This window comes from Desulfuromusa ferrireducens, from assembly GCF_055389805.1.
Genome location: NZ_AP042415.1, coordinates 303333 through 327191, shown reverse-complemented (window position 1 = coordinate 327191; position 23859 = coordinate 303333). Strand labels below are relative to the sequence as shown.

Sequence of the window (23859 nt, the reverse complement as noted above, 5' to 3'; positions counted from 1 at the left end):
GTTTCTGCTGGTATTTAGCGTCCATCTGTTTTACTTTGCCTGCCTGTCCTGATTTATCGCCCCAAACAAATAGGTTGCTGATTTAATGCCCGAATATACTGTCGATACCCTGGCAAACGGTGTGCGCCTCGTCACCGTGCCGATGCCGCACCTGCATGCTGCAGAATTGGTCTGTTACCTGGCGGTCGGTGGTCGCAATGAGCCATCGGAACTGTCGGGGATTTCTCATTTTCTGGAGCACATGGTTTTCCGCGGCACCGACGAATATGCAAATAGTACCGCGCTGGAACGTGCTTTTGAAGCGATTGGCGGGTCGGTCAACGCGTCTACCGATGCTGAGAATACCTGTTTTCATTCTCGCCTGCATCCCGATTACCTGGCAGAAGGAGTCGCACTGTTCGCTTCGATGCTGCGTCGTCCCCGTTTCAATGATATTGACCTCGAGCGGCGGATCATTCTTGAAGAGGCGCGCGAGGACTATAATGAAAAGGGTGTGCAGATCAATCTGGATAATCTGATGGTCGGTTTGCTCTGGCCGGGACACCCGCTGGGCGAATCATTGATCGGTACTCCCGAAACTCTGGCGCGTATTGATCTGGCAACACTGAAGGATTACTATCGCCGCTGGTATGTTCCGGAGAACCTGGTGATCTCCGGTTGTGGCCGCGTCGATCGAGAGCAGTTACTGCGTCTGGTCGACGAGCAGTTTGGTGATTGGCAAGGGCCGGCTCTCACGCCGCTTGTCGCAGCGCCTGAGGTGGTGCCTGCCGAACCGGAGTCTTGTTGGGTGTTCGATTCCGATTCACAGGTCAGCCTGCAACTGGCGTTTCGCCTGCCGGGTCGTCAGGATTCGCGGATGTTGTCGCTGCGGCTGTTGCGGCGACTGCTTTCTTGGGGGGGCGGTGCGCGCTTGCCGTTGCGGTTGCGGGAAGAACTGGGCCTGACCTACGCCGTCGAGGCGAATTGTTCAATGATGGCCGATGCCGGATATCTGGCCATCGATATTGCCGTGGCACCGGAAAATCTGCAGCAAGCGGTCGCTGAATTATTGAAAGTTCTCAAAGAACTGTGTGAACAGCCGGTCCCGACTGAAGAACTGCAGGCCGTCGTGCGCAGTTATCTGTTTGATCTCGATTTTTCCCGTGATCAGACCGAGGCGATGGCAGTGCGTTACGGTTGGGGATTGCAGGCCGACTACCTGCGGACCCTGGAACAGGACTGTGCCGAGATTAAGCCATTGACTGCCGCGCAGTTGCAGCAGGTTGCGCGTGACCTGTTGTGTCGTGTCGGCATGAAGCTGGTTGCCGTCGGCCCTTGGACCGAGGCCGACAAGCAGGCCGTTGAGCAGCTGCTCAACGACTTCTGATCAGCTGACCCTGATGGTTTTATAGAGAAAGTTTTTAAAGCGGAAGAAGGTTTTGCGTCCCTCTGCCGAACTGTCGGCTGGATCGCAGGCATTAAGCAGGCGGGCCAGTTTCGGCATGCTGTTCGCTCCCTGCCGGCGTGCTTCCTCAATGACCTTTAACACCACCTCTCGAGTAATCTCTTTTTGCGAATAGGGTTGATAGACAGCCTGCCAGAAATCCTGCTCTTGCTTGGCAATTTGTTGCATGATCCCTTCACTGATCTGTATTTCCAGTGTTTGCCTGCTGTCGCCGGGGAAATTGGTGCTGTGCGGCTGCAACGCGCCCTCTATCCCGTCAGCGCCAATCACCTTCCCGGAGCGGAACAGCATCGCCCGCAACAGGATGCTGCGTAGTTCACGCATGTTGCCTGTGTAGTGATGCTGTGACAGAAGTTGTTTGGCTTGCGGGCTGAGGGTCGGCGCTTCGTCGGTGCTTTGTTCCGGGCGGCGGTAGACCTGGAACAGCCGGCCGAGAAAGTGAACTGCCAGGTCGGGGATATCCTCGCGCCGTTGATTGAGTGACGGGACTTCGATAATCAATTCCGAGAGGCGGTGATAAAGATCTTCGCGGAAGGTCCCTTCGGCAATCAGTTGGCGCAAGTCGCGGTTGGTCCCGGCAACCAGCAAAACTTGCGAGTGGCGGGTGATGTTTTCCCCCAAGCGGACGAATTCGCCGCTGTCAAGGAAGCGCAACAGCTGAACCTGGGTTTTGGGGTCGGCATCGCCGATTTCATCAAGAAAAACGACGCCGCCGTGGGCTTCTTCGAGGATACCGCGGCGGTCGGTATGGGCACCGGTGAAGGCCCCGCGCTTGTGGCCGAATAGCTCCGAGTAGGTCAGTTCGCCGCTGTAGGCCGCAATGTTGGATTTTTTCAGTGACAAGGTGCCATGCCCCGGCAAAAGTTCGCTATAGATGCGATTCAGTTGGGTGAATAGGTTGTTAAACAGGAATTCCTTGCCGGCACCGGTTTCGCCGGTGATCAGGATCGACGGCAGGCCGAGAGATTCCCCTAGGTCGTTCGTATCCGGATGCTTCCACATCGCCAGCCGCTGGCAGAGTGGCGGGGTGATTTTTTGGATGGTTTCGATAATCGACTGGGTCTTTTCCGAATTACCGATGATGTTGCCGAGCCGATAGGACGAAATGCTCGGATCTTTGTAGTCGACATCCTGCCGCAGCCGATCAATTTCACTGGTTAACTTATCGATTTTTTGCAGAATGGCCAGATGGTGGCCAATCATCCGTTCGATAATCAGCAGGATGCGGCGATGCTCACCGGTAAAGTAATGCGGACGCAGGCTGTCGAGGCAGATTACCGCTAACACTTCCCCATCATAGATGATCGGCACAGCGATTTCACTACGGATTGCCGCGGTGACCTGTAGATACGATTTGTCGGAGTCTTCGCTATTGTGGGTATCGGCTAAAATGGCCGGTTTTCCCGAGGCCGCCACCGAGCCGGTTAAGCTGCGTTGCTCTTCTGGTAGCTCCCGGCCGCCGACGCGAATCGGCGGGATATCTTTTTTCAGCCAGTCTTTGTTCTTTGCCCCGACCAGGTTGCCGTTGGCATCTTCAACCAGCAGCCAGCGTTCCCCCTCATTCTTGCGGACCAGCGCGATACTGCCGGTATCGGCACCGATCAATTGCGTGGCCTTGGAGAGGACCCGGCGTAAAAAGGGGCGCAGACCGTCACTGGATTGTTGTAGCAGGTCGCCGATTTCAGAAAGGATCTGTACTTCGAGGTGCTCATCACCAATTTCCTGCACCACGCGTTGCGCCATTTCGGCGTGGGATTCGAGCAGGCCGCGTTCGAAGGGGGTGAACTGGTGATGTTCTTTGGTGTAGTAATTGACCAGACAGACAACGCGTCGCGTTTGTTTGTCGAAACGGGGCACCATATAGAGTGACTTGAGCCCCAGATCCTCGGTAAGAAACTGTTTCTGCAGGGTTTCTGTCGCCAAGTCAGAGATGTAGAGCGGCGACAGCAAGCTTTCATCGATGATGACTCCGGCCCGGTCGATAAAGCGTGACACCAGCGATTGCCCCGGGCTTAAGTTGATCAGTCGCTCCTGTTTGTAGAGCTTGCCGGCCTCTTTTTCCTTGGAATAGGCGGCCAGGATCTGCAGGGTCCGTTCCCCTTCCTCTTCTGCCGGAATCGGCACCAGCACCGATGCCAGGGCGACTTGGTCGATCAGGCGGGCCGCCGACTTGACCATGAAAAGGGCGGCTTCACGTTTTTTGGCTTCATCAACCCGTCTGGCTAACTGCAACTGCTGGTGATATTTTCGTGCCCGATTAAGGGTTTGGGTGATGGTCGAGAGCAGCTGACGCAACTGATGTAGTTCCGTATCTGTGGGGAAATGCTTAGACTGGCTGCGGTCGAGGCAGAGAACCCCGATCGGACGTCCTTGATGCGTCAGCGGGATCAGGTAGCTGGCCCCGGTCAGCCTGGTTCCGGGGCTGGTCGGCATGTCCTCCGGGTGGGTCGTCAGGTCGGCGATGGCCAGTTCGTCCTGTTGCTGATAAACCTGCGAGACTAGGAATGTATCATTGTTGATCGGGAATGATTTTTCTTCTACTTGGCCGACGTTGCCTCCGGAAGCCGCAACGCAGGTGAGAGCTCCCTTGGTCAGGTCCTCCAGGTAGATGCGGCAGCCCCCTTCAGGGATCAGTAGCTGAATCCCTTCGATCAGGCTGTGCAGGATCTCTTCCAGGTTTTCCTTGCCGAAGCGATCAATCTTCTCCAGAAGGTGTTCTAACTGTGGTGCTGCTGATTGCGGCATGTCTGCTCCGTGGGTAAGTACATTTTTTACTCACGCGAGTATATCTACGTCGCACCGGGCTGTCAAAGATTCCAAGCTATTCCAATCTGTTGAGCTGACAACTTCATTTTTTTTGTTATTATAGTGAGTTGCTTGTTATTGGCGCCAATGGGGGTGTTTATGCGAATTCTGTGTTTGTTGATGCTGTTGTTGCTCTGTCCCTTTGCTGCTTTTTCGGCTGATGTCGCCGGGACGGTAAAAATGCTCACTGGGGAAGTGCTGCTCGATCGGCAGGGGCAGTCGTTTGTGGTGGTCGTCGGGATGCCTATCTATGTGGAAGATCGTTTGCTGACGATGAAGGACAGCAGTGTCGGTTTGATTCTGCAGGATGACACAACGTTGTCGATCGGGCCTGGGAGTGAGCTGCTGGTTAAGGATTTTATTTTTGAGCCGAAGCAGAATCGTTTTTCCTTGGTCCTGAAAATGTTCAAGGGAACTTTTCTTTATATGTCCGGCGTGATCGGCAAGCTGGCTCCCGAGTCAATCCGCCTGGAGACGCCAGACTCGACAATTGCTGTCAGGGGGACGCGGTTGTTGGTCAAAGTATCACCTTGATTTATGCCGTTTTATTTATTAGCCGTTGCTTTGGGGAGGGGTCATGAGTGGTGCTCCTGTTGTTCTGTTAGTCATTTTTATCGCCGGTATCCTGTTTGATTCTGGAAATGAAAGCCAGGTTGTTCTTCTGCCGGATCCGGATGGTTCGGTCGGTGCGGTTGAGGTGATCACCGAAGGAGGCAAGGCTCTACTGACCGAAGCCGGGCAAATGACCAAGGTCACTGGCGTTGGTCGGGCGCCATCTGTCCCGGTCGTCCTCAGCGAGAAACAGATCCAGCAGGATTTTGCCGAAGTCTTTGCCGTCGAACCTCCAGCGCCGATCAAGTTCCTGCTCTATTTTGAGCAGGGAAATACCCAATTGGTTGCTGCTTCTGAGCAGCAGCTAGCGAAGATTCTGACGGCGATGGAGCAACGCCAGTCTTACGCCGTCGGAATTTATGGTCATAGTGACCGAACCGGATCTGATGCCTATAATTTGCAACTTTCAGCACAGCGGGCGGCGGCTATTCGAGATCTGCTTGTGGGTCATGGTGTTAAGCCTCAATTTATGGATGTAGCGTCCCATGGCGAGGGGAACCCGCTGGTGCCGACCATCGATGGCGTTGCTGAGCCCAGGAACCGCCGGGTTGAAGTCATTGTTCGATAGTTGCTGGTGTCGCCGGTGAATTTGCGTAGGGAAAAGTCGGTTGTGCAACGTTTAAGCTCATTGCGTCAGGGTCGCTTTCGCTTGGTGTGCTGTGGTTTGTTGACGACGATTGTCGCGCTACTGTTTCTTTTCTACCCTCCTGAGTTATTGCGCTTTTTTGATTATCGTACTTTTGATCTCCTCCTTTCTGGCGCACCCACCCAGAAAATCAATCATCGCCCGGTTGTTGTTGCTATTGATGAGCAAAGTATTGCTCATTTTGGGCAGTGGCCTTGGCCCAGATACCGCTTGGCGCAGCTTGTTGATGCTCTTCGGTTGCAGGGAGTTTCGGCCATCGGCATTGACCTGTTGATGCCGGAAGAGGATCGGACCTCCCCGGATGTTATCTTGCGTGAGAGGCAGCGTGACCTCAATGAAGAACGATCGCTTGGTCGGGGCGGGCAATTAGGGCCCAGCAATGATGAAATTCTGGCTGCCGCCATCGCTTCGGCGCCGGTGGTGCTCGGTTTTAAATTTTTGACCGCAGCGGAAAGTTCCGCTGCGCAGCAGATTTCATTGGGACCGAACGTTGGAATTGTAGTGCGCAATGAACGTGCCGGACAATTCCCTTTGCTTGAACCTGCCGGAGTTTTGAGCAACCTTGATCTGCTGACCGGCGCGGCAGCGAAAACGGCCTTCACCAACGCTGCCCCCGATCGCGATGGCGTTGTAAGGCGGCTGCCAATGATCCAGCAGTATCGAGGGCTCTATTATCCGAACCTGGCGCTGGCGACGGTGCAGAAAGCACTGGGGGAGGATCGGGCACGCTTGGATGTGTTGGCGCAGGAGGCTATTCTTTCTTGGAACGACAACCTGATTCCTTTGGATCGTCGTGGAAATATGCTGATCGGCTTTTCTTCGACCGCGCCATTTCGCTATGTATCGGCAACGGAACTTTTGCTGGGGACAATGCCCCCTGACGATCTCGCGGGGCAGGTGGTGTTTATTGGTGCCGTGGCGGCGGGTTTGGGTGATCGTCATGTGGCTCCGCTGGATCGAGACCTTGCCGGGGTGAAAATTCACGCCGTAGTTGCTGCTAATTTGTTGAATCGGCAGTGGTATTCTCACCCCGTTTGGGCGCGCGGGGCAGAACTCTTCAGTATTGTCCTGTTTGGGGGCCTCTCAACCTGGTTGCTGAGTTGCTATAATTTACGTTTCCCTTTGCTGCTCATTTTGTTTGCCGTGGTTGGTATTTCCTGGGGCTCAGTTGGACTGTTTCATGCTGAGCGTTACTTTGTCTCGCCGACGCTGCCGGTCCTTGTTCTTTTAGCTAACGCTGCTTTGTTGGGATTGCTGAGATATGGTGTTGCCGCAAATCACTTGCGCCACAGAAACCGTGATCTGCTGCAGGCGCAGGACGCGACCATTGTCAGCTTGACGACCTTGGCGGAAACCAGAGACAGTAATACCGGAACGCATATTTTACGCACCCAACGCTTTGTTCATGTCTTGGCGACGCAATTACATAAGGAGTCGGCATACAGTTCTGATATTTCCGCTGAAGATGTGGAGATGTTGTTTTTATCTGCTCCGTTACATGATATCGGCAAGGTCGGTATCCCCGATAAAATCTTGTTGAAAACGGGAACGTTGACGGATGAAGAAATTAAGATCATGCGTGAACACCCGCAACTCGGAGCGATGGCGCTGGCGCGGACTGCGGCGGCTTTGGGCGATCCCGAAAATTATGCATATCTTCACTATGCCCGACAAATGGCAGAAACTCACCACGAGCGTTGGGATGGGTCCGGTTATCCTTTTGGCCTGGAAGGGCAGGGGATTCCGCTCGCGGGACGACTGATGGCTCTGGCGGACGTATATGATGCGCTTGTCAGCGACCGGGATTATAAGGAAACAAGTTCGCATGAAGAGGCTCGCGAATACATTGTTTCCATGTCCGGACAGCTTTTCGATCCGGAAATTGTTGCCGCTTTTGTTGGCTGTGAAGATGTTTTTTTTCAGATCACGAAGGAATATCGTGATGAACTGTTGTCGTAAACTTGACATGTTTTATCTTGCAGGATGTGTTTCTTTTTGAGCGAAACGCATTGTTTTTCTCGTTAATTTTATGTTTAGTTTCTAACCTTCCCGCGGGTGAAGCCATTTTTCGACCAATTGTTTGAGGAGTCTTATGCGTTTTGTGTAAGCTCGTGTCTATGAAAATCGTCCTTTTTCCGGTCGGTTGACCTTTTGTCGTGGGTAATTCTTCGTCGGATGTTAATGAGATGATTTGCTCTCCTTAATTAGTCCTTCGATCTGACCAGGCATGTGCCTAAGTGCCTGAATATTAAGTGAAATTATCTATTTTCCGGTTGAAGGTGTGGCTGCTTTCGTTCATAATGACATAGGCTATGTCACGCTGGTAATTGGGGGGCTTGTCGCCAACGAGTCCAGATAGAAGTATTTCAATTGTTCTGGTTGTTATGGTTTGTTCGGAAGTTGAATTTTGCGAACTAGATGTCAATCGTCTGTTTTGCATGCCACAAATTTTGGTGAACTTGATCGAAGCCTGTCTTTCCGGCGAGAGTGCGCAAAGTTTAGCCGAGATTGTCTTGCAGGATGCTGCCCTTTCGGCAAAAGTCATCCATGCGGCCGACAAAAGTCATGGCGGCATGTTGGATCCTGTGGAGCCGGTGACATCCGCTATTCAGCAATTGGGTGTTCCGGTTGTTACCGGGATAGCGCTGCAATCCGCCAAACAGATTGTCGCGCACGATTTTTCCCCAGCGGCATTGGTTTATTTGAACGGACTGTGGTTTTCGTCGCAAGTTGCCGCGAAGGTCGCGCGCTGTTTGGCGCCCACCGTTGGTTATGCCCATGTCGAAGAGGCTCAGCTCAGTGGTCTGTTTCTTAATCTCGGCATGCATGCGCTGTTTTCCACCTATGGCGATGCTTATGCTGCTCTAGCGGTAGAAACCTCGAGTAACAGTGAGCTTTGTCAGCGGGAACAGGAACAGTACCAGACCGATCATCTGCAGGTTGCTGAAGGGTTGATCAAACCCTGGCAGATCGATTCGTTTTTAATCGATGCGATCCGCTTTTTACATATCGATATCAGCCAAATTGAGAACAGCAGCCAGCTGCTGAAAATTACACGTTTGGCGCAGCAGTTTTGCCAATACCCGCGGCAGCTGAGTTCCGAATCCGAAGCCTTGGCTGAGCGACTGTTTCAGTTTCGTCAGAGTGAAATCGAATACTTGTTTTCCTGGGCGCAAGAGTCATATCAGTCGCAGATCGTGGCCTTGGATGATCCACAACAGTTACACGCTGATCTGAAAAGCGCGCGTGATCGTCTCATCGAGCTGATTTTTGCCATTGCTGATCAGGAAGGTGCACGGGCCCGTCTGGCCAGTAGCAGTCATCCCGAAACTCTGGTGCGCGATGCCCGTGATCTCTATCTGGAAAACAGCGCCGCGAGTGAAGCGGTATTTTTACTGATTGATCATAAAAACAACCAACTCTGCGGAATTGTCGCACCTGGACAGGCGCGCTTGATCGGCGAATTAAAGGTGCCGCTCGATGCCTCAGCCAGTCTGGTTACACAGGCGCTGATCAAGGGCGAGGTGGTTAACAGTTTTGCCGCGCAACAGCCGCTGACGGTGACTGACCGGTTGCTGCTGCGAATCTGCGCTAGTCAGGGAATTATCTGTCAACCTTTTCGCCTTGAAGGGCAGATGCTCGGGGTAGTGGTTCTGGGCGTCGAGTCTGAGCAATCCCTGTCATCTCTGCAGAGCTTGCGTTTGCAAATGTTTGCTCAGGTGGTCAGTGATGCTCTGGCCCTGCTGACGGCTGGAGGGCAAGACCGGTGGGCAGAAGGGGGCACTGTGTTGCGCCGGGTCAGCCACGAGTTGAGCAATCCGCTGACTATTATCAGTAATTACGCCGAAGTCTTGAACCATCTGCTGGCGGACAACGATAATCGTGAGTTGCCAGAAGCGATTAAACGCGAAGTGCGGCGCATTGATGATATCCTGAACTATTATCTCAACCAGCAGGAAATGCCGCGCTTCCCGGACCAGAATGTCAATCTCAATCAGTTGGTCCATGAAGCGGTGGCCGCATTGGATGAATCCGATTTGCAGCCCCGTGAGATAAAAGTCAGCTTCAATTTGAAGGATGAGCTGGAGACACTGGCCACCAATGGGGTGCTGGTCAAGCAGATCCTGGTTAACCTGCTGAAAAATGCTGCGGAAGCGGTTGCTGCCGGTGGTCTGATTCGTTTGACAACGCGGGACAGCTATTGTTCTGATGGCGGTCGTTACGCTGAGGTTGTGGTTGCGGACAATGGGCCCGGTGTCGACCAGAAGATCCAGAGCAGACTGTTCAGCCCGGTCGTCAGCACCAAGGGGGCTGGGCATGCCGGTGTCGGTTTGAGTATCGTTAAGGGAATGGTTGAAGATTTGGGGGGGCGGATCAGCTATCAAAGCTCAGCCGATTCGGGGGCCGGTTTTCATTTGCAGTTACCTTGCGGAGAGAGTACTTCTCCGGTTGCGGAGCAAGGCTAGGGGGGATTTTGCGAGCAAGAGCTAACGACGGGGTTCCACCCCCGGATATTGTCGGACGATCGCATGTGCTGATTGTGGATGACCAGTTACCGCTGCTTGAAAGTTTGCGGGCGCTGTTGCGGATTAGCGGCTATCGGATTGAGATGGCGACCAGCGGTGCTGAGGCGCTCGATAAGTTGCAGCAGCAAAGCTATAACCTGGTGCTGCTCGATCTGCAGATGCCGGGGCTGGATGGCCACGAGGTGTTACGCTTTATCCGGCAGCATGAAATAGATGTTGAAGTCATTGTTGTCAGTGGCGAGTCCTCCTTTTTTGCCGTTAAGAGTGCGTTGCGTAACGGTGCCTACGATTTTATCCGCAAGCCTTATGAACCGGAAGAGCTGCTAACAACGGTTAAAAATGCCCTGGAACATTATTGGCAGGCGCGCCAGTTGCTTCGTACCCAACTCACCCTGCATGAATCAGAGCGGATGCACCGCTTCATCGTCAATAATTCACCTGACTTTATCTACATGCTTGACGCGCAGGGGGATTTTACCTACGTCAATGAAACGGTTGAGGAGTTGCTCGGTTACAAGCGCAACGAATTGATCGGCAGTCATTTTTCCAAGCTGATCCACCCGCACAATGCCGATGATATCTATACCTATTTCAGCGAACATCGCGCCGGTGAGCGGGCAACCAGTAACATCGAAATCAGGTTGCTGGTCAATCAGGCCAGCGAACGGGTTGAATGCCTCGATAATTACGAGTTGATTGTCGAACTGAATGCCATCGGCATGTACGAAAATGATGAAAATGGCACGCGATCCTTTATCGGAACGCTCGGTTGTGCCCGTGATATCACCGCGCGCAAGCGTTCAGAGGCGCATATCAGTTATCAGGCCTATCACGATTTACTCACCAGTCTGCCGAATCGAGTCCTGTTTAACGACCGCATCAGCCAGGTGTTTGCCCATGCCCGTCGCAATGAGCAGAAATTTGCCCTGTTGTTTCTGGACCTTGATCGCTTTAAACAGGTCAACGACAGCCTCGGTCATGCGATGGGCGATTTGGTTCTGCAGCAGGTTTCCGAACGGATTCTCGGCTGTCTGCGCGCCGAAGATACGCTCTGCCGTTTTGGTGGCGATGAGTTTTCCTTGTTGCTGCCGGACATCAACAGTAAGAAAGATGTTGCCGCCGTCGCGGACAAGATCCTCAAAGCGGTCAGAAGACCATTTCGCGTCAATAATCATGAGTTTTACCTGAGTTTGAGTATCGGTATCGCACTTTTTCCGCTGGCGGGTGATGACAAAGAAGCCCTGCTGCAAAGTGCCGATATTGCCATGTATCATGTCAAGGCGAATGGCAAAGACGGCTACTGCTTTTACAGTGACGCGATGGATGGCAGTGATTCAAATTTCCTTTCGGTGGAACGTGATCTGTATCTGGCGTTGGAACATGGGCAGTTTGATGTTTTCTTCCAGCCCAAGGTTGACCCATCGACCCATATTATCGTCGGCATGGAAGCTTTGCTGCGTTGGCGACACCCAGACAAGGGTTTAATTTACCCCGGTGATTTTATCTGGATAGCCGAAGAGTCGAAATTGATTGTGCCGATCGGTGACTGGGTTCTTAAGTCTATCTGTGAAGAGTTGGTCCGCTGGAAACAGCAGGGAATACCCGATTTGAAGATTTCCATCAACATCTCAGCAGTGCAGTTAGAGCAGGACGATTTTGTGCAGAACTTTATTGGCACACTGCAGCAGTATGGGGTGAATGCGTCGGTTTTTGAGCTTGAGTTGACCGAGCAGGGGCTCCTGAAAGGGCAAAGTGAGATAATCAAAAAACTGCGTCAGTTGCGTGCCCTTGGTGTTTCTGTCGCCATCGATGATTTTGGGCGGGGCTATTCGTCTCTCAGTTATCTACAGAAATTTCCGGTCAACACCTTGAAGATAGATCGGTCGTTCGTTCGTGAAATCGAAGCCGAGCAGAATGAAACCTGTATCGTCGATGCGATCGCCATGATGGCCAAGGGGCTTAATCTGCATATGGTTGCCGGGGGGGTGGAGAATCTCTCCCAGCTCGATTACCTGCGTAACCTTGGCTGCAGCGAGGTGCAGGGGTATCTTTACGGAGAAGCCCTGTCTGCGGTGGATACTCTGTCTCTGCTCAATGGCTGTCCGGCGGAGGGTCCGCACTTTGTTATGCCTGATTGAAACGCGCACCAATAGATAGCGGTGCCACCTTCCTTTTTGTTTCCCCTCGCGGTTTTCACACTTCTTATAACTTCTGTCAGGCAGACCTGCCTGATCCGCTGAATATCATGTCCCGGGCTTTTTAGTTCGCCAGAGAGTTGTCCGCCGCCTTTACCCCGGAACAAAGGGCAGCGAATTCTGTGGAGATCAGTTCTTTCGCTTGAGCCCTTCCTGCCGTTCTCTTTCATAGCGGTCGTAATCTTCGATAATTGAATCTAGGCAGCTTTGCCGTTCGTTGCCGGTTAGCTTGTTGCCTTGGAACTTTTGTCCCTCTACAAAACCGGTATACCAGGTTTTATAGCTGCAACCTTGCAAGAACAGTGCTGCCAGGCTAACAAACAGTATTGCTCGCATGATTTCAATTCCTCCTGTTTCTAGCGACAGTTTTTATGTCGCAGGAGGTTTTGCCTAGGTCAAGGAGCATTGTTCGCGGCAAACTGTCGTAGCAATTAAGTTCTTAGAGGTTTATAATGGACGCGGTTTTGCATTCGATCCTACAGGAGCGACGACCTTGTGACCGCTACACTCCGAAAAATAGTCTATCCCTTTCTTTTGCCCAATGGTCTGCTCTGTGTTGTGGCTCTGTTCGGATTGGCCCAGGAAACCTTGCCTGTCGAGCTGCAACCGTTTTTGCGCGTGTTGCCGTTTGCCGTGGTGGTGATCGGTTTACTGCTCGGTTGGCGGTTCAATCGGAGTCGGCTGATTTATGCCATTGTGCTGTTGTTGCTGGTCGATCTGGTCTTGCTCTATTTTTCTGCTACCGACCGGGCAGCGCTGATTTTCCAGTCGGTGGTCTTGCTGTTGCCGCTGAATCTACTGCTGGTGTCCTGGTTTCGTGAGCGGGGCATGTTCAATTTGCGCGGTCTGTTCTGGTTGACGTTTGTGCTGTCCGAGTTGCTGGCTTGTGGCAGTTTGTTTCGCTATCGACCGATCCCGCTGCAAGACTGGTTGAATTACCGGTTACTCGATCTGCCGCAGCTTCGGATGCTGCCGATGTCACAGCCGCTGCTGCTGGCAAACGGCTTGGTCTTGCTGTTTTTTTTCGGCCGATGTCTGCGTAGACCGGCAGCTTTCGAAATCAGTTTTTTTTGGGCACAACTGGTGGTTTTTGTCGGTTTCTCCGGCTTGGGTGGGCAATCATTGCGACTCTATCTGGCCAGCGCTGGACTGATTCTGATTATGGGGATCATGGAAACCTCCCATTCCCTGGCCTATCGTGATGAACTGACCGGGTTGCCGGGACGTCGCGCCCTCAACGAAGCGTTGGCCAAACTCGGCAGCCGTTATACCCTGGCAATGCTCGATATCGATCACTTCAAAAAATTCAATGATACCCATGGCCACGATGTCGGTGACCAGGTGCTTAAAATGGTTGCCGCCAAGCTTTCCACCGTCAGCGGTGGCGGCAAAGTGTTCCGTTTTGGCGGCGAAGAATTCGCGGTTATTTTCCCGCGCAAGTCAATAAAGGAAGCCCTGCCGTTTTTGGAAGTGCTGCGTCAGACCGTGGAAGATGCCCGTTTTATCCCCCGTGGCAATGACCGGCCGAAGAAAAAACCGAAAAAGGAACCAACCAGTAGAAAGAAGAGTGTGACCGCTTTAAGGGTCACTATCAGTATCGGTGCTGCTGATCGGGATTCTCAGCTTAGTACGACTGATGCCGTGATCAAAGCCGCAGATCAAGCCCTTTATCGAGCCAAAAAGGCCGGGCGAAATAAGGTCTGTGGGTAATCCCCCCCGCCGGTTCTTACTGCTTTGAGCGGCCCTTCTGGGTGGGGCAAATGAAGATGCCCGACTCTCTACGCGGTAGAGGGCCGGGCATCTCCCCAGACAGTCTCGGGTCGCCTGGGGTAACTTGCAGTCATTGCAGGGCGTGTTCCCTACTCGGGAGTTGCTTCTCCGAGCAGCTCCATCAAATGCATGACTGGTTGAGGCATCCCTGCTTCGCGCAGGCCCCAAGCCAGTTGCAGATGACAGCCGGGGTTGGCGGTGACCAGAATGTCGGCCTCGGTTGCTTTGACATTATTCAGTTTACGATCAAGGATCTGTTGGCTCTCTTCGGTAAACTTAAGGCTGAAGGTCGCAGCGCTGCCGCAACACCAGCTGGCTTCCTTCATCTCCCGATATTCGACCCCTGGAATCGCCTTGATCAGTTCGCGTGGCTGTCTGCTGATCCCCTGCGCATGACAAAGGTGACAAGGCTCATGGTAGGTGACCGATTTATTGACCGGTTGCAGGTTGTCGGTGCGAATTCCCTGCTCGACCAAAAACTCGCTGACATCCTTGATCTTACTATGGAATAATTTAAGTCGTGCATGATCCTGTCGCTCGTGAAGGATCTCCTCGTATTCCTTTAAGGCACTGCCACAACCGGCGCAATCAGTGACGATGGCATCGACATCCAGATCAAGAAACAGATCGAGGTTGTGGGTTGCCATCTGCCGGGTCGTCTCGCGATCCCCTTCGGTCAGGTGCGGTGCGCCGCAGCACTTCTGCTCTTTGGGGGTGATAACGTCGAAACCCTGGTGGTTGAGGACCCGAACTGTCTGCTTTGAAACTTCGGCGTACATCAGCGTCATCACGCAGCCAAGGAAGAAGGCTACTTTGCCGCGTTTCTCTCCCTTGGCTAAAGTGATCTCTGGAATGCGCTGCCGTAACGGCTGATGCATTTCCGGCATCATCCCTTCAGCTTTATCTATCCACTTCGGTCCCAATTTCAGCAGCTTGCTGTGACGTACAAGCCACTGCACGCCGAGCTTCTGGTAGAGTCGGGCCGGCAGCATCGAGGTCTCCAGCAGGTCCGGATTCGGCAGCATCTTCTGTAGGATGAAATTGCGGAAACCGGCCTGCCATTTCGGCAGCGGCTTCTGCTGATGAACCTGACTGCGACAGACCTCCATCACCTCGCCAGCACGAACGCCAGACGGGCAAGCGGTGGTGCAGGCGCGACAATCGAGACAGAAGTAGGCTTCATCTTTGACCGCGTCGGTGAATTCCAGCTTCTCTTCGGCCACCGCCCGAGCCAGTGCGACCCTGCCGCGCGGGCTGGAGCGCTCACGACCGGTCAGAGCAAAGGTCGGGCAGGTCGGAAGGCAGAAACCACAGCGCATGCACTGCAGGGTGTCTTCATATTTAGGTGCATCCTGTTCGGTGAAGTTGCCACGTTTTTCTTTGTTGGCCATGGCTTTATTCCTGATCGTCGGCAAAGATCTTGCCTGGATTCAGGATTCCTTCAGGATCGAAGGCCTGCTTGATCCGTTTCATTACCGCCACGCCGCCAGGCCCGATCTGCCGGGCCAGATACTCTTTTTTGGCGATACCGATGCCATGTTCACCGGACACTGTCCCGCCCCAGGCGAGAACCTGCTCGTAGAGTTCATCGTAGAAGGCGTGGGCGCGGCTCATTTCATCTTCGTCACGCTCATCGCAGAGGACCGTTGGATGCAGGTTGCCGTCTCCGGCGTGGCCGAAGGTACCAACTGTCAGTTGATATTTCTCGGTGAGCTTTTCGATCAAAGAAAAGGTGTCCGCTAGCATTGAACGGGGCACGGTGGCATCTTCCAACAGGGTCGTCGGTGACACTCTGGCCAGTGCGGAAAGAGCGGTACGTCGGGCTTCGGCCAGCTTGGTCGCTTCTTCGGCATCCTTGGCGGCATGCACTTCGGCTGCGCCAACTTCGTGGAGGATTCTCTCGACGCCTTCGGCTTCTTCGGCGACCATCGCCGGATGACCGTCGACTTCGATCAGCAGCAGCGCGGCCATTTGTCGCGGCAGGCCGATGTTGACGTAATCTTCAACGCAATTGATGGTTGCCTTGTCCATGATTTCCATGGTCGAGGGGATGATTTTGGCGGCAATAATCTTGCTGACCGCCGCCCCGGCGACGCGGATATCATCGAAATAGGCCAAAAAAGTGCGCTTGTCCTGCGGTGGTGGAATCAGTTTGACGGTGATCTCGGTGATCAACGCCAGGGTGCCTTCGCTACCGACCAACAGGTCTTTAAATGCATAGCCGGCAACGTCTTTGACGCTTTTGCCGCCGGTAGTGAGCAGGCTGCCGTCCGGCAGGACGCACTTGAGGGCCATCACGTAATCGCGCGTGACGCCATATTTCAGACCGCGTAGACCGCCGGCATCTTCCATCACGTTGCCAGCTAAGGTCGAGATCTTCTGCGAGCCGGGATCGGGCGGATAGAACAGCCCCTTTTCGGCGACCGCATTGAACAGGTCGAGGGTAACGACGCCGGCCTGGCAGGTCGCGGTCAGGTTTTCCTCATCGATTTCGAGGATCTTGTTCATCCGGTTGATGCAGATGACCATTCCCCCATTAACTGGGATGCTGCCGCCGGACAAACCGGTGCCACTGCCGCGCGGGGTGATCGGCAGCTTGTTGTCGCGGGCGATCTGCATGGCAATCTGCACCTGCTCGCTGGTGGTCGGGTAGATGACGACATCGGGCGTAGCGTGCAGACCGGGGGTGGAATCATAACCGAGAACCAGCAGGTCTTCTGCTTCGGTGAGGACGTTTTCCGTCCCCAGTTTGTTTCTCAACTGTTGAATGACTGTTGTTGAAATCATATTGCCTTCCATGGAAGCATTGGGATCAGCGGTTGTTGGCTGCCCCTAAAATCCTTCTTCGTGAAAACCATCCGGTATGCGAACGACCAAAACCGGTGTGGTTGAGCTGTGGAGTACTTTGTGGGTGGTGGTGCCGAGCATCGCATCGCCGAGAACAGTGTGCCGGTGCGAACCCATGATGATCAGGTCGGCTTCGATCTCTTTGGCAACTTTCAGAACAACCTCTGCAGGGGAACCGTCTTCGATCCGGATTTCCCGGAGACGGTGAACGCACTGTTGATCCTCGCCACCTTCTTTCGTACAGAGTTGCGCAATGCGCTCCTGGAGCTTGCTTTTGGCATGCTCATGCGCATCACGGTGAATTTGCTCTTGTTGTTCTTTTGCGATGTGGACGTTCACCAGGCTTTGCGCGAACGACGAAAGTTTCTCGAGGCCCGATACCGCAATAATTTCGGCATCGTGCTGCTTTGCCATTTCCAGGGCATAGCGGTAGACATGTGGAGCGCCTGCCCCCATCCCGGTGGCGTAGAGAATGGTTTTGATTTTTGGAAGCATGGGTTGTCTCCTCTCGTGGGTCTAGTTGCCAAAGAAAATACTGGGTAACCACGTAATGACTTGAGGAAAGAATACCATAGTGGCCAGACCGATGATCTGGATGGCAACGAACGGCAGAATCCCTTTGTAGATATGCCCCATGGTGTACTCCGGTGGCGCCACGCCTTTAAAGTAAAACAGCGAGTAGCCAAACGGTGGGGTGAGAAACGAAGTCTGCAAGTTGACACAGATCAGCATGGCGAACCACAAGGGGTCAAAATCGAGATCCATGGCAATCGGGGTGAAGATCGGCACGACAACCAGTAGAATCGCCGCCCAGTCGATAAACATGCCCATGACGAAAACCACCGCCATCATGATTGCCAGCACCACGTATTCGTGGACATCCATGCCGAGCAACAGATCAGCAACCGCATCACCGCCGCCCATCGAGAGGAAGACCACCGAGAACAGCTTGCCGCCGATAAACAGCAACATGATCATCGATGTGGTGCGCAGGGTGGCGACCGATGCCTGGCTGATGACATCCCAGTTGAATTTGCGGTTGAACATCGCCAGCACCATAGCACCGACGCAGCCCAGAGCCGCTGCTTCGGTTGGGGTGGCAACGCCGGCGAGAATGGTGCCCATGACAGTAAGGATCAGGCCGAAGGGCGGCACGAAACTCTTCATCGTCATGCTAAATTTCTGCCCAAAACTGTGGGTCCGCTCTTCTGCCGGGATCGGCGGGCCAAGTTTTGGATTGAGAAAACAGCGCACGCCGACGTAAAGCAGGTACATGCCGGAGAGCAGCAGGCCGGGCATGATCGCTCCGGCAAACAGGTTGCCGACGCTGGTTTCCTTCATGCCGGTCAGGCCACCGTAAACCACCAGCATGATCGAGGGCGGAATCAGGATGCCGAGGGTACCGGAAGAACAGATGATGCCGGCCGAGAGACTTTTGTCGTAGCCGCGGCGCAACAGTGCCGGCCCAGCCATCAGGCCCATGGCGACGACTGAGGCACCAACGATGCCGGTGGTTGCGGCAAACACCGTCGAGACGACGATGACCGCCATCCCCAGTCCGCCGCGTAATCCTCCCAGGACAATATATAAGGCGTCAAACAGGGCCTCGGACACTTTGGACCGGTCGAGGATCTGCGCCATAAAAATAAACAGGGGAACCGCCACCAGGGTGTAGTTCTGGAAGAGACCCCAGGAATTGTTAACGAAAAGGTCGAGCAGCGCAGGAACATTGCCGCCGTTGTCGATCAGGCCGAACAGCGTGGCGACACCGGCCAGGGTGATGGCGAGCGGGTGCCCGAGGGCAATGCTGACCATCAAAAATACAAACATCGAAATTGCGAGGATTTCGGGAGTCATAAAAACTATCTCCTAACTATTCGGCATCTCCCGACTTTTGTGCTCTGACTGCGTTGCGGTGCTGCTCGCGCCTTTTCAGAACTCAAAATTCGGGCCTGCTGAACAGTTACATAATTAACCTTGCTCTTTGAGCGAACGGAAATCTTCCATCAACTTGGCGACTCCTTGCAGCAGAAGCAGGATGAAGCCGATGGCCATCAGGGTTTTAAACGGGTAGAGCGGCGGTGCCCAGGAGGTTGAAGCACGCTCCCAGTTTCCCCAGGAATCGGAAGCGTAAATAACTGCCCAGATCGATAGCATGCCGATGGTCGGCATGAAGAGCAGCAGATTGACGATCAGGCGTAAAATGGTGCGTGGTTTTTCCGGCAGTCGTCCTTCAAAAACATCGATGGCGACGTGGCCGCTGTGTTTGTGGGTGTAGGCGATGCCGAGCATGAAGTGAACACCGTAGATCAACGTTGTGGCTTCAAACACCCAAACGGTCGGAGCGTTGAAGGCGTAACGCATGATGACTTCATAGGCGACGACCAGAACCAAAGGGATAACGAGAAAGGAAGTAAAATAACCAACCTTTTCGTTTAACCCGTTAATGCTCTTCTCAATCAAGAACATCTGTGAACCTCTCTTATTTGGCAGGGGTGGAGGTCCGGTTGCCAGACCTCCACCCGTTAATCAATTCTGTTTCAAACTGTCAGCGATATTTTACTGCTGGTGTTTTCCGGCGATGTAATCATCAATCGGCCAAGGTGCCACGCGACCGCGTTGCTCGCGCCAGGTGGTGAATTCCTTCTTGAAATCTTCCTGGGAATCGAGAGTTTTCTTGACGTCAGGATTCTTTGCTTTGAGTTTTTCAAGATAGTCTTTGGTGACTTGAGCTACCGCGCTCAGAGTCTTGTCGTCCATGCTTACAAACTCTACATTTTCTTTGAACTTGTTGATTGCTTGAACATTGAGGTTCTCAATCCAGGCGTTTGACCAGAGCTGAGTCTCTTTGGCGGCAATTTTTACAATCCACTTCAGGTCAGCAGGAAGCTTGTTCCAGGCGTCCTGATTGAAGAAGACGGTACACTGTACCGAAGGCTGGTGGATGCCTGGCTCGATGACGTATTTGGTGATGTCGTCAAAGCCCATTGGGAAGTTGATCGCCGGAGCGGAAAATTCAGCTGCGTCGATAACACCGCGCTCCAGGGCGAGATAAACTTCGCCACCCGGTAGCGGGGAAACCGAAGCGCCCGACTGATTCATGATGTCCATAAACCAACCAACGGTGCGCAGACGCATGCCTTTGAAATCGGCAAGGGTTTCGGCCTTTTTGTTGGAGAATAGACCCATTTCCTGCCCACCGTTACCGGCTGGGAAGGGGATCAGGTTGTAGCGACCGTAAAGCTCTTGCAGTTGCTCAAGCCCGCCACGTTCGTACAGCCAGATGTTGTAGCCTTCAGCATCAAGACCGAAAGGAACCGAGGCAAAAGAGACGAAGTTTTCGTTCTTGCCTTTCCAGTAGCCAGGCCAGTCGTGACCGACTTCAGCAGCGCCCTTGGAAACAGCGTCGAAGGTTTCGGTTGCACCGACCAGTTCGCCAGCGGAGAAAACTTTGATATCGAGACGACCACCGGAGGCTAGTTTGACCGAGTCGGCAAAGTGCTGGGCGAAATCGTAGAAGAGCAGCCCTTTACTCCACGGCATAACCATTTTCCAGCGGAATTTTTCCTCTGATGGTTTGATCTTGCGCAGTTCTTTTTTGACGGCAACGTGACGTTCGTCAACGCCGAACTTTTCCCGTTTGGCGGCAAAGGCGTTTGGCGCCAGTACCAGACTGAGCAGAACGAGCAGCCCGACGATTCGCTTCAATGATCCCATTGTTTTTCTCCTTTTGCATTACGTGTTGAAAATTTGGATGTGGTCAGACACCCGCTTTTGGTGAAAACATTTATTCGGCATGTTGGAATTGCTGATATGCTGGTAAGACCAATTAAGGGTATGGTTGGCCAAGTGATTGTGTCAAGAAAATAATCAAAAGATGTTTTACGTATGCTGTGTACAGGTGTCGACCGGCCGTATTGCGGGTATACGGATTCCGTTGCTGCTGCGGTTTGGTGAGCGTGACGTGCCACGGTTGCGGCTAGCAGCGGGCTGGTGGCGTAGACGTTTTTGTTGGGAGGGTCTGCTGAGAGCGCAAAGGAATAGTTATTGAAAATATATATGTTAGGCTTATTTGGTTGCTGCATCTGTTGAAAGTCGGAAGAAACGAACGTTGTGTTCTTTTTCTTGACAGTCCAAGCGAACTTTGGTTAACTTGACCAAGTGGTAAGACCAATTTGGAGGGTATATGAAGAAGTCGGCTGAATTAAAGAAGGGTTTTATTGCTGCTGCCGAGGCGGTCGGCGCGCACATTGTTGAGTGTAAAAATCTGCAGCAGGCGGTTGACTATACTGCTGAGCAGATCGATGGTGTGTTGCTCTGTCCCCGCTTTGCCAGTGGTGAGCGTGCCGGTTTAACCGCCAAGCTGGAGGACGCCGGGTTGAATTTGGTTACGCAGGATTTTCGTCAACATGCTCCCACTGCAAAAGCCGGAATTACTGGGGTGAATTTCGCGATGGCCGATACTGGTAGCCTGGCGCTTGAAAGCACCGACGAGGATATTCGTCTAGCAACCACCCTGCCGGAAATCCAGATTGCCCTGCTCGATCCAGAGAAGATTCTTGCCGACGGCCTGGAAGCGGTTGGACCGCTACGGCAATTGCATCAACGTGATGCCCGCAACTACATCGCCTACATCACCGGTCCCAGTCGTACCGCCGATATCGAGCGGGTGCTGACTATTGGAGTCCATGGTCCCAAGCAATTGTACATCCTGCTGGTGCCGAAACTCTCAAGCGATCTGCTGGAAATGTGAGGAGCGATATGATGAATAAACAACGCAGTAAGGATTACCGCCAGCGGGTCAGTCAAGCGATCGCCTCACCAAAACTTCAGGACGCACTGCATAAATTCGGTGATGCTTACCTGCTGTCGCGCGGCAACGCTTTTGCCAATTACGATTTCGAGGCAATGCGCACTGAAATTGCTGAGATGAAGGATGGTGTGCGCGAAAATCACGCTGAACTGTTGCAGCAATTTATCCGCAATGCCGAAGCCGCTGGTGCGACCATCTATCTGGCCAAGACGGCCGAGGATGCCAATAATTACATTGCCGAACTGGCAAAAAGCAAAGGCGCCAAGCTGGCGGTCAAAAGTAAAAGTATGGCCAGCGAAGAGACCCATTTGAATGTCGCGCTGGAAAAAGCTGGCACCAAGGCTTTGGAAACGGACCTGGGCGAGTGGATTATCCAACTGGCCGGACAGAAACCGAGCCATATGGTGATGCCGGCCATTCATATGTTCAAAGAAGATGTCGCCGAACTGTTCAGCAAGGTGACCGGCCAGCAAGAAGCAGCTGAAATTGAGCATCTGGTTGAAGTGGCACGGCAGCAATTGCGCCAGGGGTACTTTGATGCCGAGATCGGTATCACCGGGGCCAACATTGCTGTGGCCGAAACCGGCGGTATTGCCTTGGTGACCAACGAAGGCAACGCCCGCCTTGCTTCGACACTGCCGAAGGTGCATGTCGCCTTGGTCGGCATCGAGAAACTGGTGCCGACGCTGGAGGACGCTGCCAAGGTTATCCGTATCCTGCCGAAAAATGCCACAGGTCAGGCGTTAACCTCTTACGTCACCTGGATTCGCGGTGCCGTTCCCTGTGACGGAGAAGAGAAGGAGCTGCACATTGTGTTGCTCGATAACGGTCGCAGCACGCTGGCGGAATCGCCCCAGTGTCAGGATGCCCTGCGCTGTATCCGTTGTGGCGCTTGTGCCAACGTCTGCCCGGTCTATCAAACTGTCGGTGGTCATGTTTTTGGTCATGTTTATATCGGCGCCATCGGTATCATCCTGACCGCTTTTTATCACGGCCTTGATAACGCTGCTGAAATCGTTCGCGCCTGCATCGGCTGTCGTTCCTGTGTTTCCATCTGTCCGAGCAAGATAGATCTGGAAGAGATCATCCTTTCGTTGCGCGAAACCATAGGTGACGAAGAGGGGATCGGCGCTGGTAAAAATCTGGTCTTCCGCAAGGTGATGCGCAACCGCAAGCTGTTCCACAGTTTGTTGCGCGCCGCCAGTGTGCTGCAGAAGCCGGTCACCAGAGGAGAGCGGACTATTCGTCATCTGCCGCTGTTCTTCTCCGGTTTGACCGAATGGCGCACCCTGCCGGCGGTGGCGGACAAGCCGCTACGTGATCTGATTCTGAAACAGCCGCAGCGGGTCGAAAAACCACGCTACCGGGTTGCCCTGTATGGTGGCTGCGCCAACGATTTCCTCTTTCCGGAGTTGGGTCTTGATCTGGTGACGGTGATGAACGCTCTTGATGTCGAGGTCTACTACCCACAAAAGCAGAATTGCTGCGGTGTGCCGGCGCTCTATTCTGGTGACAAAGAGACCGCCATTGAACTGGCCAAGCAGAATATCGACGCGATGCTCGAAGGAAATCCCGATTTCGTCCTGACGACTTGCCCGACCTGTACCATGGCGCTACAACGTGATTTCGTTGAGCATCTCAAGGATAACCCGGCCTGGGCGGGCAGGGCGGAAAAGTTGGCGGCGATAACTGTCGACGCCGCAGGTTTCATCGTCAATCATCTCAATGGTGCCGAGGTCTTTACCGAGTTGGCAGCCGCTGAAAAAGTCACCTACCACGACTCCTGCCATCTCAAGCGCGGCGCCGGGGTCTGGCAGGAACCACGTCAGTTGATCGAAACCGCTGGACACGAGCTGGTCGAGATGGCCCACGCTGATCGCTGCTGTGGTTTCGGCGGCTCCTACTCGCTGACTAGTCATCCCGATATTGCCAAGGCGATCCTCACTGACAAGCTGACCGATATTAAAGCCAGCGGCGCGACCTGTGTGGCGATGGATTGTCCCGGCTGCATGATGCAGATCCGTGGCGGGTTGGAAAAGAATGATTCCTCGGTGCGGGTGCAGCACACTATCGAGCTGCTGGCCGAGGCGCTGAAAAGTAAAAAATAAGAACCCTTTACGCGTGGATTCATCTCTCTCCCACGTTTATGCCCCATCCCGGACCATCCTACTGGGATGGGGTATTTTTTTTGGCACTGCTAG

At 53.5% G+C, this 23859-nt stretch carries 17 protein-coding genes; 9 read left to right on the top strand and 8 right to left on the bottom strand.

Going from position 1 to position 23859, the window contains the following annotated elements:
- Positions 1–85 precede the first annotated feature (85 nt).
- Positions 86–1366, top strand: a complete 1281-nt coding sequence (locus tag ACZ5PT_RS01435; protein WP_464265030.1) for a M16 family metallopeptidase — start codon at positions 86–88, stop codon at positions 1364–1366.
- On the opposite strand, the gene ACZ5PT_RS01430 is transcribed toward ACZ5PT_RS01435, so the two are convergent.
- Positions 1367–4189: a GPMC system transcriptional regulator gene (locus tag ACZ5PT_RS01430; RefSeq protein WP_464265029.1), complete on the bottom strand. Its 2823-nt coding sequence runs from the start codon at positions 4187–4189 to the stop codon at positions 1367–1369.
- 159 nt (positions 4190–4348) lie between these two features.
- Here ACZ5PT_RS01430 and ACZ5PT_RS01425 point away from each other — a divergent pair, with 159 nt between their 5' ends.
- From ACZ5PT_RS01425 to ACZ5PT_RS01405, 5 genes are all read left to right on the top strand, one after another.
- Positions 4349–4783, top strand: coding sequence for a FecR family protein (locus ACZ5PT_RS01425; protein ID WP_464265028.1), 435 nt, complete (start codon positions 4349–4351; stop codon positions 4781–4783).
- A 43-nt stretch (positions 4784–4826) separates the two neighbouring features.
- Positions 4827–5429, top strand: a complete 603-nt coding sequence (locus tag ACZ5PT_RS01420; protein ID WP_464265027.1) for an OmpA family protein — start codon at positions 4827–4829, stop codon at positions 5427–5429.
- Between the two features lie 15 nt (positions 5430–5444).
- Entirely contained in the window at positions 5445–7466 is a 2022-nt protein-coding gene (locus ACZ5PT_RS01415; RefSeq protein WP_464265026.1) for a CHASE2 domain-containing protein, read from the top strand.
- 479 nt (positions 7467–7945) lie between these two features.
- Positions 7946–9973 carry an HDOD domain-containing protein gene (locus ACZ5PT_RS01410; protein ID WP_464265025.1) on the top strand — a complete coding sequence of 676 codons (2028 nt, stop codon included), beginning with the start codon at positions 7946–7948 and terminating at the stop codon, positions 9971–9973.
- An 8-nt stretch (positions 9974–9981) separates the two neighbouring features.
- On the top strand, positions 9982–12171 hold the full coding sequence (locus ACZ5PT_RS01405) for a putative bifunctional diguanylate cyclase/phosphodiesterase (protein ID WP_464265024.1): 2190 nt from the start codon (positions 9982–9984) through the stop codon (positions 12169–12171).
- A 186-nt stretch (positions 12172–12357) separates the two neighbouring features.
- Here ACZ5PT_RS01405 and ACZ5PT_RS01400 read toward each other — a convergent pair whose 3' ends face one another.
- Entirely contained in the window at positions 12358–12564 is a 207-nt protein-coding gene (locus ACZ5PT_RS01400; RefSeq protein WP_464265023.1) for a hypothetical protein, read from the bottom strand.
- 159 nt (positions 12565–12723) lie between these two features.
- On the opposite strand from ACZ5PT_RS01400, the gene ACZ5PT_RS01395 reads away from it, so the two are divergent.
- Positions 12724–13938: a GGDEF domain-containing protein gene (locus ACZ5PT_RS01395; RefSeq protein WP_464265022.1), complete on the top strand. Its 1215-nt coding sequence runs from the start codon at positions 12724–12726 to the stop codon at positions 13936–13938.
- Between the two features lie 149 nt (positions 13939–14087).
- On the opposite strand, the gene ACZ5PT_RS01390 is transcribed toward ACZ5PT_RS01395, so the two are convergent.
- From ACZ5PT_RS01390 to ACZ5PT_RS01365, 6 genes are all read right to left on the bottom strand, one after another.
- The gene (locus ACZ5PT_RS01390) at positions 14088–15389 is read right to left on the bottom strand and encodes a (Fe-S)-binding protein (protein ID WP_464265021.1); all 1302 of its coding nucleotides are present in this window, start codon (positions 15387–15389) and stop codon (positions 14088–14090) included.
- A gap of 4 nt (positions 15390–15393) precedes the next feature.
- Entirely contained in the window at positions 15394–16785 is a 1392-nt protein-coding gene (locus ACZ5PT_RS01385; RefSeq protein ID WP_464265020.1) for an FAD-binding oxidoreductase, read from the bottom strand.
- 45 nt (positions 16786–16830) lie between these two features.
- The gene (locus ACZ5PT_RS01380) at positions 16831–17340 is read right to left on the bottom strand and encodes a universal stress protein (protein ID WP_464265019.1); all 510 of its coding nucleotides are present in this window, start codon (positions 17338–17340) and stop codon (positions 16831–16833) included.
- 21 nt (positions 17341–17361) lie between these two features.
- Positions 17362–18702 (bottom strand): TRAP transporter large permease, encoded by a 1341-nt coding sequence (locus ACZ5PT_RS01375; RefSeq protein WP_464265018.1) that lies wholly within the window; start codon positions 18700–18702, stop codon positions 17362–17364.
- A gap of 114 nt (positions 18703–18816) precedes the next feature.
- Positions 18817–19314 carry a TRAP transporter small permease subunit gene (locus ACZ5PT_RS01370; protein ID WP_464265017.1) on the bottom strand — a complete coding sequence of 166 codons (498 nt, stop codon included), beginning with the start codon at positions 19312–19314 and terminating at the stop codon, positions 18817–18819.
- A 90-nt stretch (positions 19315–19404) separates the two neighbouring features.
- A complete protein-coding gene (locus tag ACZ5PT_RS01365) occupies positions 19405–20562 on the bottom strand; it encodes a TRAP transporter substrate-binding protein (RefSeq protein ID WP_464265016.1) in 1158 nt (385 codons plus the stop codon).
- 469 nt (positions 20563–21031) lie between these two features.
- Here ACZ5PT_RS01365 and ACZ5PT_RS01360 point away from each other — a divergent pair, with 469 nt between their 5' ends.
- Both ACZ5PT_RS01360 and ldhH read left to right on the top strand, forming a co-directional pair.
- A complete protein-coding gene (locus tag ACZ5PT_RS01360) occupies positions 21032–21598 on the top strand; it encodes a LutC/YkgG family protein (protein WP_464265015.1) in 567 nt (188 codons plus the stop codon).
- An 11-nt stretch (positions 21599–21609) separates the two neighbouring features.
- The gene (gene ldhH / locus ACZ5PT_RS01355) at positions 21610–23766 is read left to right on the top strand and encodes an L-lactate dehydrogenase (quinone) large subunit LdhH (protein WP_464265014.1); all 2157 of its coding nucleotides are present in this window, start codon (positions 21610–21612) and stop codon (positions 23764–23766) included.
- Positions 23767–23859 lie beyond the last annotated feature (93 nt).